11 protein-coding genes are annotated in these 11,730 nt (G+C 72.2%); 5 read left to right on the top strand and 6 right to left on the bottom strand.

The window, feature by feature from the left end; translation table 11 throughout:
• Positions 1 to 1,433 (top strand): LCP family protein (locus tag J0670_RS15940; protein ID WP_243437078.1); only part of this gene is annotated, 1,433 nt, incomplete at its 5' end.
• Between the two features lie 165 nt (positions 1,434 to 1,598).
• Here J0670_RS15940 and J0670_RS15935 read toward each other — a convergent pair.
• The 4 genes from J0670_RS15935 to ssuE all read right to left on the bottom strand — a co-directional run bounded on the left by J0670_RS15935 (position 1,599) and on the right by ssuE (position 6,964).
• Entirely contained in the window at positions 1,599 to 2,639 is a 1,041-nt protein-coding gene (locus J0670_RS15935; RefSeq protein ID WP_207812233.1) for a glycosyltransferase family 2 protein, read from the bottom strand.
• A 180-nt stretch (positions 2,640 to 2,819) separates the two neighbouring features.
• Complete coding sequence (locus tag J0670_RS15930) at positions 2,820 to 5,387, bottom strand: ABC transporter permease (protein ID WP_207812232.1); 2,568 nt, start codon at positions 5,385 to 5,387, stop codon at positions 2,820 to 2,822.
• A gap of 18 nt (positions 5,388 to 5,405) precedes the next feature.
• Positions 5,406 to 6,191, bottom strand: coding sequence for an ABC transporter ATP-binding protein (locus J0670_RS15925; protein WP_207812231.1), 786 nt, complete (start codon positions 6,189 to 6,191; stop codon positions 5,406 to 5,408).
• Between the two features lie 218 nt (positions 6,192 to 6,409).
• Positions 6,410 to 6,964 (bottom strand): NADPH-dependent FMN reductase, encoded by a 555-nt coding sequence (gene ssuE / locus J0670_RS15920; RefSeq protein ID WP_207812230.1) that lies wholly within the window; start codon positions 6,962 to 6,964, stop codon positions 6,410 to 6,412.
• Between the two features lie 417 nt (positions 6,965 to 7,381).
• On the opposite strand from ssuE, the gene J0670_RS15915 reads away from it, so the two are divergent.
• Both J0670_RS15915 and J0670_RS15910 read left to right on the top strand, forming a co-directional pair.
• Positions 7,382 to 8,671: an LCP family protein gene (locus J0670_RS15915; RefSeq protein ID WP_207812229.1), complete on the top strand. Its 1,290-nt coding sequence runs from the start codon at positions 7,382 to 7,384 to the stop codon at positions 8,669 to 8,671.
• A 39-nt stretch (positions 8,672 to 8,710) separates the two neighbouring features.
• Positions 8,711 to 9,181 (top strand): hypothetical protein, encoded by a 471-nt coding sequence (locus J0670_RS15910; RefSeq protein WP_207812228.1) that lies wholly within the window; start codon positions 8,711 to 8,713, stop codon positions 9,179 to 9,181.
• 150 nt (positions 9,182 to 9,331) lie between these two features.
• Here the strand turns inward: J0670_RS15910 and J0670_RS15905 are convergent, their stop codons facing one another.
• Entirely contained in the window at positions 9,332 to 9,829 is a 498-nt protein-coding gene (locus J0670_RS15905; RefSeq protein WP_207812227.1) for a peptidylprolyl isomerase, read from the bottom strand.
• Between the two features lie 116 nt (positions 9,830 to 9,945).
• Here J0670_RS15905 and J0670_RS15900 point away from each other — a divergent pair, with 116 nt between their 5' ends.
• Positions 9,946 to 10,323 (top strand): MerR family transcriptional regulator, encoded by a 378-nt coding sequence (locus J0670_RS15900; protein WP_207812226.1) that lies wholly within the window; start codon positions 9,946 to 9,948, stop codon positions 10,321 to 10,323.
• 26 nt (positions 10,324 to 10,349) lie between these two features.
• On the opposite strand, the gene J0670_RS15895 is transcribed toward J0670_RS15900, so the two are convergent.
• The gene (locus J0670_RS15895; protein WP_207812225.1) at positions 10,350 to 11,000 is read right to left on the bottom strand and encodes a class I SAM-dependent methyltransferase; all 651 of its coding nucleotides are present in this window, start codon (positions 10,998 to 11,000) and stop codon (positions 10,350 to 10,352) included.
• 69 nt (positions 11,001 to 11,069) lie between these two features.
• Here J0670_RS15895 and J0670_RS15890 point away from each other — a divergent pair, with 69 nt between their 5' ends.
• Positions 11,070 to 11,666, top strand: a complete 597-nt coding sequence (locus J0670_RS15890) for an NAD(P)H-dependent oxidoreductase (RefSeq protein ID WP_207812224.1) — start codon at positions 11,070 to 11,072, stop codon at positions 11,664 to 11,666.
• Positions 11,667 to 11,730 lie beyond the last annotated feature (64 nt).

Raw genomic sequence — 11,730 nt, 5'->3', positions numbered from 1 at the left:
CCCGGCGGAACCGGCGCCGACGGATCCTCAAGTGGACCGCCGGGACCGGCGCCCTGGTGATGGTCGCGGGCTGCGGCGGGGCGTACTACCTGTACCGGCACTTCAACAGCAACCTGACCTCGGTCAAGGTCCAGCTGGGCGACGAGACGGAGCGGCCCCCGGCCGCCGGTGACGCGCTGAACGTCCTGGTGCTCGGCACCGACAGCCGGCAGGGCCTCGGCCGCGAGTACGGCGACGAGGGCAGCGCCGGGCACGCCGACACCACGCTGCTGTTCCACATCGCCAAGGACCGCTCCAACGCGACGGTGATCAGCATCCCGCGCGACCTGATGGTGCCGATCCCGGACTGCCAGGGCCCGGACGGGAAGAGGATCCCCGGCTCGGCGCGGGACATGTTCAACAACAGCCTGGGCCAGGAGGGCCGCGACCCGGGCTGCACCTGGAAGACCGTCGAGAAGGCGACCGGCATCCGGGTCGACCACTTCGTGCAGGTCGACTTCGAGGCGGTGAAGACCCTCTCCACGGCCGTCGGCGGGGTCGAGGTCTGCGCGGCCAAGGACATCGACGACAAGGACTCGCACCTGAAGATGGCCAAGGGCCGGCACGTGGTCCAGGGCGACGAGGCGCTGGCCTTCGTCCGCACCCGGCACGCGGTCGGCCTCGGCGGCGACCTCACCCGGATCCCGCTGCAGCAGCAGTTCATCAGCTCGATGATCCGCAAGATCAAGAGCGACGACACCCTGACCAGCCCGACCAAGCTCTACAAGCTCGCGGACGCCGCCACCAAGGCGCTCACCGTGGACTCCGGCATCGGCAGCGTGGAGAAGCTCAAGGACCTCGCCCTGGACATCAGCAAGGTGGACACCAAGAACATCACCTTCGCCACCGTGCCCGTCCTCGACGACCCGAAGGACGAGAACCGGCTGGTCCTCAAACAGCCGGACGCCGGACAGCTGTTCTCGATGATCGCGACCGACCGCTCGCTGACCGGGACGGCCACGCCGCCGCCCGCCGACGGGACCGCCGCCACGGCCGCGCCCGCGGCCACCACCCCGGCGGTGGCGGCCGAGGACGTCCGGGTGACGGTGCGCAACGGCAGCGGAACGCGGGGACGGTCCGGGCCGACGGTGGAGAAGCTGAAGGCCGGGGGCTTCGCCCGGGCCGCGGTCGGCTCCGACGCCCCGGCCGCCGCGACCACCACGGTGTCCTACCCCGCCGGCCAGGAGGCCGCTGCCGCCGCGCTGGCGGCCGCGCTCGGGCTGCCCGCCGACGCCGCCCGGCCGAACCCGAAGGCGGGCCCGAACGACCCGCTGCTGCTGGTGCTCGGCAAGGACGCGGCGGCCGCGCCCGCCAACCCGGCCGCCGCCGCGACGGAGGCCCCGAAGGACCTCCAGCGGGTGCAGGCGGACGACACCGACGTCTGCGCCAAGTAGCCGCGCCCGCCCGGGGGTTCCGCCCGTCTCACGGTGGAGCCCACCGACCCGGGGGCACCGTCGGCCCCCTCGCGGACGGGCTCCGGCGGCTCATCGGCCCGGCCGACCCGCCCTCAACCTCCGCCATGCGCAACCGCGGTGGCGGGCCGTCCGGGCCAGGACCGCTCAACGCGCCCGGGAGAGCACGTCCTTCGGGGACGGGCCGACGCTCTTCATCACCTTGCGGGCCAGCGAGCGGGGCGAGGTGATGAAGCCGAAGCCCCAGCTGAGGTGCATGGTCGCGAGCGCCACCGGCAGCAGCGCCTTCGCCTTGGCGGACAGGCCCCGGCCCTCGACCAGGGCGCCGCCGAGGATGCCCAGCAGGTAGGCCCCGGGCACCGCCAGGAAGGCCGGGTGGACGGCCGCGCCGAGCACCAGGCCGAGGACGACCCCGAGCAGCGCGGACGGCGGGGCGAGGTAGCGCAGGTTGACCGAGCCGCGGTGGTAGCGGGTGACCACCCGGCGCCAACGGCCGTAGTCCTTGTACTGCTTGGCCAGCGCCCGGACCGTCGGCCGGGGCCGGTACGTCACCTTGAGCTGCGGGGTGAACCAGACCAGTCCGCCGTCCTGGCGGATCCGGTAGTTGAGCTCCCAGTCCTGGGCGCGGATGAACTCCTCGTTGTAGCCGCCGAGCTTCTCCAGCACCTCGCGCCGGAACACCCCGAGGTAGACGGTGTCCGCCGGGCCGGCCAGGCCGCCGGTGTGGAAGGCGGCGTTGCCGACGCCGATCTTGGAGGTCATCGCGGCGGCGACCGCGTTCTCCCACTCGGTCTCGCCCTCGGCGTGCATGATGCCGCCGACGTTGGCGGCGTCCATCTCGCCGAGCAGCCGGACCGCGGTGGTGATGTAGCCGGGGGTGAGCAGGCCGTGGCCGTCCACTCGCACGACTATCGGGTACTGCGAGCCCCGGATCGCGGCGTTCAGGCCCGCCGGGGTCCGGCCGGTGGGGTTCTCCACCGTGCGCACCCGCGGGTCCTCGGCGACCAGCTCGGCCGCGATCTCGGCGGTGCGGTCGGTGGAGGGGCCGAGCGCGATCACCACCTCCATCGGCCCGGGGTACTCCTGGTCCAGGATGCGCCGGACCGCCGTGCGCAGGTGTCGTTCCTCGTTGAGCACCGGCATGATCACGGAAACAGCCGGCAGCTCCTCAGCAGCCTTGGTGTTCATCGGGGCCAACCGTACCGGTGCCGACGCGTCCCCGTCTTGTCCCGGTCCGGGCGGCTCCCGGTCACCCGAAGGGCGGCGCCGGAGCTGTGATCACGATCACCGTACCGCAGGGGCCGGGTGCTGCACGCACCCGGCCCCTGCCCCCGTTCCCCCGGGGACCCGACGTCCCCCGTCGCCGGGTCAGTCCGTCGCGATGGCCGCGAGGACGTTCATCCGTCCGGCCCGGAAGGCCGGGACGAGCGCGGCGACCAGGCCGATGGCCACCGAGGCCACCAGCGTCACCGCGATCGTGACGGTCGGGACGGAGAGCGTCCCGAGGCCCTGGTCGCGCAGGACCCGCTGGGCGGTGACGCCCCAGGCCAGGCCCAGTCCGGTGCCGAGGACGGCGCCGAACACCGCGATCACCACGGACTCCAGCCGGATCATCCGGCGCAGCTGGCGGCGGGAGAGCCCGATCGCCCGCAGCAGTCCGATCTCGCGGGTCCGCTCGACCACCGACAGCGCCAGGGTGTTGACCACGCCGAGCACCGCGACGGTGATCGACAGGCCGACCAGTCCGTAGATCAGGTAGAGCAGGCTGTTGACCTGGGACTGCACCAGCTCCTTGTAGCCCGCCTGGTCCTTGATGGTCAGCTGCGGGTACTGCCGGAGAGCGTCCTCCAGGGCGGTCAGCGTCCTGGCGACGTCGGCGCCGGAGGAGGCCTTGGCGAAGAAGGTCCACACCGGCGGCTGCTCGGCGGCCGGGACGACCTCGGTCAGGGTGTCGAGGCCGACGAAGGAGCCGTCGCCCAGCAGCCCGCCCTTCTGGAAGACCACGCCCACCGGCAGCACCTGGGTGCGGCCCTTGCCGTAGTCGACGGTCAGCCGGTCGCCGACCTTCAGGCCGTGGTCCTTGGCGAAGGTCTCGCCGATCCCGAGCGAGCCGCGCCCGACCGAGTCCACCGCACCGGAGGTGACGGTGGGGTGGAAGTCGGTGCCGAAGAAGCTCGCCGGCACGGCGGTCAGGTCGGTCTTCGCGTTCTGCCCGCCGGGCAGTTGGACCTTCGCCCGCTTGAAGAGCTCCTGGGTGGTGACGTGGTCGATGCCGGGGGTGCGGCGCACCGCGTCCGTCATCTCGGTGGTGACCGGGGTGTGGCCGCCCGCGATGATGTAGTCCACGCCCACCGACCTGTCGATCTGCGCGCTGGCCGAGCTGACCGCCGAGGAGCTGAAGACGGACGAGCCGATCACCAGTGCCAGCCCGATCATCAGCGCGGCGGCGGTGGCGCCGGTGCGGCGCGGGTTGCGCATCGCGTTGCGCTGGGCGAGCTTGCCGGAGGGGCCGAACAGGGCCGGGAGCAGGGCCCCGAGCACCTTGATGACGACGGTGGCCAGCAGCGGGCCGAGCACCACGAAGCCGATCAGGGTGAGCAGCAGGCCCAGGCCCAGGTACCGGCCTCCGGTGGCCATCGTGTCCGCCGTGCCCGCGAGCACCAGCAGTCCGGCGCCGCCCGCGGTGAGCAGCAGGCCGAGGACCGTACGGACGAGGTCGGAGCGGGCCTCGGCCGGGGTGCCGTGGTCGCGCAGGGCGGCCATCGGCGCGATCCTGCTGGCGCGGCGGGCCGGGATCCAGGCCGCGATGACGGTGATCAGGATGCCCACCGCGTAGCCGGCCACGAAGACGTCGGGCCCGATCTCCAGGTCGCTCGCCCTGAGGTCCATGCCGATCGCGTTCATCAGCTTGATCAGGCCGACCGCGACGCCCAGGCCGACGCCCACCCCGAGGGTCGAGCCGAGCAGGCCCAGGATCAGCGCCTCGACCAGCACCGAGCCGTTCACCTGCCGGCGGCCGCCGCCGATGGCGCGCAGCAGGCCGATCTCGCGGGTGCGCTGGGCGACGAGCATCGAGAAGGTGTTGATGATCAGGAAGCCGCCGACGATCAGCGAGATGCCGGCGAAGCCGAGCATCGCGTACTTCATGAAGTCGAGGCCGCTGCCGATCGCCTTGGTGTTCTGGTCCTTCTGCTCGGCCGCGGTCTTGATCTCGTAGCCGCCGCCGACCGCGGCCAGGGCCTCGGCCTTGAGCTGGTCATTGCCGCGGCTGCCGTCGCCGAAGGCCTCGATGGAGGTGTAGGCCTGCTCGCCGAGCAGCACCTGCTGGGCGGTCGGGGTGTCCAGGAAGGCCAGCGCGGCGCCCGGGTTGGTGGTGGTGAAGGTGGCGATGCCGACGATCGTGTACGGGTGCCGGCCGGCCGCGTTGTCGACCCGGATCGGGTCGCCGAGGCCGAGCCCGGCCTTCTTGGCGGTGTCCGCGTCCAGCACCAGTTCGCCGGAGCCCTGCGGGACGTGCCCGGAGGTGATCTTCACCGGGTTGCGCGGGGTGTCGGTCCAGTTGCCGAGCAGGGTGGGCGCCCCGGTGGTCGGGCCGACCAGCTTGTCGGTGGCCGGGTTGACCAGGATCGCGTTGCCGACCATGACCTGACCGACGGCGGTCCTCACCCCCGGCACCGCGGCGATCCGCTGGGCGAGCGCGACGGGGACGGTCGGCGTCCTGTCGCTGTCCTGCCGGTCGTCCTCGGCCGGTACGGGCGGCTGGACGGAGACGTCCGAGGCGGTCGCGGCGAACAGCTTGGAGAAGGTTCCGGTGGCGGTGTCGGAGAACACCAGGGTGCCGGAGACGAAGGCCACCGACAGCACGACGGCGATGAGTGAGAGCGCCATCCGCCCCTTGTGGGCGAAGAAGCTCCGCAGTGAGGTTCTGAGCAGCATCCGAGGTCGTCCCGCCGCTCAGCTGGTGCGCTTGCCGTCGAAGCGGCGCATGCGTTCGAGGACGGAGTCGGCGGTGGGCGCGTGCATCTCGTCCACGATCACGCCGTCGGCGAGGAAGAGCACGCGGTCCGCGTAGCCGGCGGCGACCGGGTCGTGGGTGACCATGACCATGGTCTGGCCCAGTTCGTCCACCGAGCGGCGCAGGAAGGTCAGCACCTCGGCGCCGGCCCGGGAGTCCAGGTTGCCGGTGGGCTCGTCGCCGAAGATGATCTCGGGCCGGGCGGCCAGCGCCCGGGCCACCGCGACGCGCTGCTGCTGGCCTCCGGAGAGCTGGGTCGGGCGGTGCCTGAGCCGGCCGGCCAGGCCGACGGTCTCCACCACCTGGTCCAGCCAGGCCCGGTCCGGCTTGCGGCCGGCGATGTCCATCGGGAGCGTGATGTTCTCCAGCGCGTTCAGGGTGGGCAGCAGGTTGAACGCCTGGAAGATGAAGCCGATCTTGTCGCGGCGCAGCCGGGTCAGCTGCTTGTCCTTGAGGCCGGTGATCTCGGTGCCGCCGATCCAGATCCGCCCGTCGGTGACGGTGTCCAGGCCGGCCAGGCAGTGCATCAGGGTCGACTTGCCGGAGCCGGAGGGACCCATGATCGCGGTGAAGCGGCCGCGCTGGATGTCCACGTCGACCGCGTCGAGGGCGGTCACCCTGGTCTCGCCCGAGCCGTACGCCTTGGTGACCTGTCTTGCCGACGCGGCGACGGCGGACTCGCCGCCGGGAAGCTGGGGGTCGTACACGGCTGCTGCCGTCGTCACTGGAGTCTCCTAAGAAGTGGCCCACCCGTTGGCCCCCGGCCCGGTGTTCTCCGGCGGGGCGAGGACGTGTGAATCACGTTAGGAGCAGGCGGCGGAGGGCTCGTCCTCCGCCGGAATGAAGCGGCTCAACCAAGGTTCTACGGGGTGCGGCGCCCCTCCCCCTAGGGGGCGCCGCGGGCCTTCTCCGGGTCACCCCGTACGGGGTTCGCCGACGGCTGTCAGCCGGTCAGCGCGGGGGTGGCGAGACGCTCCAGGGCATCGGCGAAGCCCGTCACGACGGGGGCCAGCAGGGCGTCGGTCTCGCGCTCGACCAGGGTCGTCCCGTCCTCCCTGGCGGTGATGTGGCGGTCGAGCACGAACCAGCCCTGGGTGATGTGGCCGGCGCCCATCGAGCTGAGCACCGGGCGCAGTGCGTAGTCCACCGCGAGGACGTGCGCGGGCGAGCCGCCGGTGGCCAGCGGCAGGACGGCCTTGCCGGCCAGCGCGTACTGCGGGAGCACGTCGAGCAGGGCCTTCAACAGGCCCGAGTAGGCGGCCTTGTAGACGGGGGTGCCGATGACGACGCCGTCGGCGCGGGCGAACAGTTCGGTGACGGCGACGATCTCGGGGTGGTCGAAGTCGCCCGACAGCAGGGCGTGCGCGGGCAGGCTGCGCGCCTCGAAGGGGATGACGTGGTGGCCGCGCTCCACGAGGCGCGCGTCGACGTGGCGCAGCAGGCGGGTGGTGCGGGAGGTGGCGGACGGGGAGCCGGAAACGGACAGGACGGTGGCCATGGTTCACCTCTGGCTGGAAGCGGGGCGGCGCACCGCGGCGGGGGAAGACACCGCGGTGCGGTCGTGCTCGGAGTGCGGTCATCACGGGCTCGTGGGCTCGTGGACTCACGGGCTCAGCCCGGAGCGAGCGGGTGTTTCGACGGGCTGCGGAGAGTGCGCGTCAGCCGCGACAGAGCGAACAGGCCACCCCACGCCGCAGGTCGACGTGCCGCCGACGCGTGAGTGCCCAACGCTGATCCATGCCTGAAATGCAAACACGCGGTGTTCGAACGGGTCAAGAATCGTTTCGGCAGCTGGAACGCGGGTGACGCGACGTTTCGCCGGAACGATCCGGTGCGTGCATCAAAACTGCTACAAGAGGCCCGGTGGCACCCCCGGGGGGAGTCGGTGCGACCGGGGTCGGGCATCCTCGACGGCATGAACACGTGGCAGCAGGGCCGCCCGGGCGGCGGCGGGAACCCGTACGGAGGCAACGGCGGCGGTGGGCCGGCGGCCGAACCGCCGCTGCCCGCCGGGCTGAACCCGCGCGGTCCGGGCGCTCCCGCGCCGCGGCGGCCCGAGCCGCCCCGGTACGGCAACGTCCCGGCGCAGGGGACGCCCGGCGGCCCGAGCCGACCCGGCGGACCCGGCGGACCTGGCGGACCTGGCGGGCCTCGGCGGCCCGGCGGCCCGAACGGCTCCGGCGGCGCGCGACCCGCCGGCCAGGCGGCCGGGAGGCGCTGGCCGCGGAAGCGGATCGTCAAGTGGTCGGTCTTCGGCGTGCTGATAGCCGTCATGGTGACCGCCGTCTCCACCTGGTTCTGGGCGGACTCCAAGCTCAACCACGAGAACGTGCTGGCCGACTACCCCGGCCGTCCGGCGGCCGGCAAGGGCACCAACTGGCTGATCGTCGGCTCCGACAGCCGCCAGGGCCTCACCGACTCCGAGCAGGACGACCTGCACACCGGGCACGACACCGAGGGCAAGCGCAGCGACTCGATGATGATCCTGCACGTCGGGGACAACGGGAACACCCTGATGAGCATCCCGCGCGACTCCTGGGTGCCGATCCCCGAGCACCCGGGCGGCAACGGGAAGGCCGTCAAGGGCACCACCGCGAAGATCAACTCGGCCTTCGGCAACGGCGGCGGGCGCCTGCTGGTCCAGACCGTCGAGCAGAACACCGGCATCCACATCGACCACTACGCCGAGATCGGCTTCGCCGGCTTCGTCGGCGTCGTCGACTCGATCGGCGGCGTGGAGATGAACATCGAGCAGGACGTCAAGGACAAGGACTCCGGCCTCGACCTCAAGGCGGGCGTGCAGACCCTCAACGGGAAGCAGGCGCTGGCCTTCGTCCGCCAGCGCCACCAGATGGCCGACCAGGACCTCGGCCGGATGCGCAACCAGCAGAAGTTCCTCGGCGCCCTCGCCCACCAGGCCGCCTCCCCCGGCACCCTGCTCAACCCGTTCGCCTTCTACCCGCTGGTCGACTCGGCGCTCGGCACCCTGATCGTCGACGACGACTGCGGACTGACCGACCTGGGCTCGCTGTTCCTCGCCATGAAGGACGTCAACGGCGGCAGCGGCAAGTCCCTGACCGTCCCCATCGGCAACCCGGACTACCGGACCAAGACCGGGGAGTCGGCCGTGCTGTGGGACGCCGCCAAGTCCAAGCAGGTCTTCGACGCCTTCAAGAACGACACCGCGGTGCCGGACATCAAGTGAGCCGCTGACTTCTAGTGACCGCGGCACCACAATGAGTGGATGTCCCTCGTCACCTCACTCGTCTACCGCCGACGCCACCGCCTCCTGGGCCGCCTGGTCCAGGAGGCGCTCGCGCTCTACGGGATGGAGGTCCCGGCCGCCTGCGAGATCGGGCCCGGCCTCACCGTGTTCCACCGCGGCTTCGGCACCGTGCTGCACCCGTACACCACGCTCGGCGCGAACGTGACCCTCTACAACGGCGTGACCATCGGCCGGGCCGACCCCTGGGTGCCGCAGGAGGAGAGCGCGATGCGGCGCGTGGTGGTCGAGGACGGCGCGGTGCTGTGCGCGGGCGCCAAGGTGGTGTGCAAGGAGGGCGTGCTGACCGTCGGAGCGGGCACCGTCGTGGGCGCCAACGCGGTGCTCACCCGCTCGACCGGGCCGGGCGAGATCTGGGCCGGGGTGCCCGCGCGCCGGGTGGGGCTGCGACAGGGCGCCTGGGCGCCGGCCGCGCCCGGCGCACCGGCCTGAGTCGGGCTGAGCCTGCCTGAGCCGGTCTGAGCCGCGGAACGACACCGCCCCGGAGCGGGAGGTCGGCAGGTCCGACGTCCCGCTCCGGGGCGGTGTGCGGCGGTGGACCGCGGTGATCACTCGACCGCGGCGGCTACTCGACCGGGATGATTACTCGACCACGCCGGACTTGGCGATGGCGATCTTGGCCGAGGTGCGGCCGCTCGGCGACGAGCCGTAGCTCTCGACCTTCTTCACGACGTCCAGGCCCTCGACGACCTCGCCGAAGACGACGTGCTTGCCGTCCAGCCAGTCGGTGACGACGGTCGTGATGAAGAACTGCGAGCCGTTGGTGTTGCGGCCGGCGTTGGCCATCGACAGCAGACCCGGGCGGTCGTGCTTGAGCTGGAAGTTCTCGTCCGCGAACTTCTCGCCGTAGATGCTCTTGCCACCGGTGCCGTTGTGGTTGGTGAAGTCACCACCCTGCAGCATGAAGGCGGGGATCACCCGGTGGAAGATCGAGCCCTCGTAGCCGTAGCCGTTCTGGCCGGTGGCCAGCTCACGGAAGTTGCGGGCGGTCTTCGGGACGACGTCGTCGAAGAGCTTGAAGACGATCCGGCCGGCCGGCTCGTCGTTGATGGTGATGTCGAAGAAAACGTTGGAACTCATGCAGGGATCATGGCACGAGAGGCAGTCCGCCGCGCGCCGCCCCCTGAGGAGGCTAACCTCGGTGTCGGGTCCGGGCCTTCGATCCGGGCCTTCCACCGGGACAGGGGGCGGGCGGCATGCGGATCGGTGAACTGGCCCGGCGGACGGGCGTGAGCGAGCGCTCGCTGCGCTACTACGAGCAGCAGGGCCTGCTGGACGCCCGGCGCACCGAGGGCGGCCATCGGGAGTACCCGGAGGCCGCGGTGGACCGGGTGGTCCACATCCAGGAGCTGTTCGCGGCCGGGCTGCCCAGCCGCACCATCTACAAGATCCTCCCCTGCATGCGGGACTCGGACGGCGGCCCCAGCGAGACCGCCACCCCGATGCTGGTCGAGGAGCTCAGCGCGGAGCGGGCCCGGATCGACCGGATGATCACCGATCTGCTGCGCTCGCGCGAGGTGCTGGACGAGGTGATCCTCGACGCCTCCGGGCGGCCGCGCTCCGAGCCCGCCTGAGCCCATCTGAGCCCCGCCTGGGCCCGCTAGGCCGGCTTGCGGGCCAGCAGGTAGGCCTGCGGGGCCTTCTCCTCGGGCCCGGGCTCGCGGACCGTACGGCTGGCCACCGGCAGACCGGCCTCGCGTGCCAACTCCTCGACGTGGTCCGGCCGCAGGCGGCGGAAGTCCAGCGACACCGGCAGGTCGAAGGGCCGCTCCAGCCGCAGGGGCACGTCGCCGACCTGGAAGGCGAGCAGCAGGTGGCCGCCCGGGGCGAGCACCCGGGCGAACTCTGCGAACACCTCCGGCAGCCGCTCCGCCGGGGTGTGGATGATCGAGTACCAGGCCACCGCGCCGGTGAACTCGCCGTCCCCGAAGGGGAGATCGAGGAGCGAACCGACGACGAACGGCACCTCGGGGTGGGCCTCCCGGGCCAGCTCGACCATCCGGGGCGAGAGGTCGAGGCCCCGGACGTCCAGACCGAGCCGACGCAGGTGACCGGTCACCAGGCCCGAGCCGCAGCCGAGTTCGGCCACCTTGGCGTCCGCGCCCTCGGCGCGGACCAGATCGGCGAAGAGCGCCAGCATCGCCCGGTCCGTCGGCATGGTGTCCAGCGCGTTCCGGAAGCGGTCGGTGTACTCGGTGGCGATGGCGTCGTAGAACGCCCTGGTCTCGGTGAGGAAGTCCGGCTCGGTCATGACCCGGCACCCTACCCGCCACCGGAGGGCCGTAGCATCGGCATCCAACCAGCTTGAGGGGGAGGGCGGATGAGCCGGATCGGGGTCTACCTGGCGCACCCGCACCCGGGCAGCTTCAACCACGCGCTGTACGGCGCCGTGGTGGACGAACTGCGCGGGCGCGGCTGCGAGGTGCGGGCGCACGACCTCTACGCGGACGGCTTCGCGCCGCTGCTCACCGCCGAGGAGACCGGCACCGTGGCCGCCGCCGGTGCCACCGCCGACGCGCAACTCGCCCTGCACCGGGCCGAGGTGGCCAACCTGGACGCACTGGTGCTGATCCACCCCAACTGGTGGGGCATGCCGCCCGCGATCCTGACCGGCTGGGTGCAGCGGGTACTGGCCCCCGGCGTCGCCTACAAGCTCGGTACCGCCGACGGCGAGCCGGCCGGGCTGCTGCGGGCCGGCCGGGCACTGGTGCTGAACACCTCGGACACCCCCGAGGACCGGGAGCGCGAGGAGTTCGGCGACCCGCTGGAGCGGATCTGGGCGGCCTGCGTGCTCCCGTACGTCGGGGTCACCGACATACGGCGGACGGTGTTCCGCACCGTCACCGACTCCCCCGCAGCCCAACGCGCCGGGTGGCTGCGGCAGGCCCGGGAGCAGGCGGCCGCGCTGCTCAGCTGAGCGGCGGGAGTTCCAGCTCCGCCACCGCCTGGCCGCCGCTCAGCTCGCCGGTCGGGCGGAAGCC

It is taken from the genome of Streptomyces sp. FH025 (assembly GCF_017427025.1).
Classification (GTDB): domain Bacteria; phylum Actinomycetota; class Actinomycetes; order Streptomycetales; family Streptomycetaceae; genus Kitasatospora.
The sequence above is the reverse complement of the archived record's forward strand: the minus strand, read 5'-3'. Positions and strand labels throughout refer to the sequence as shown.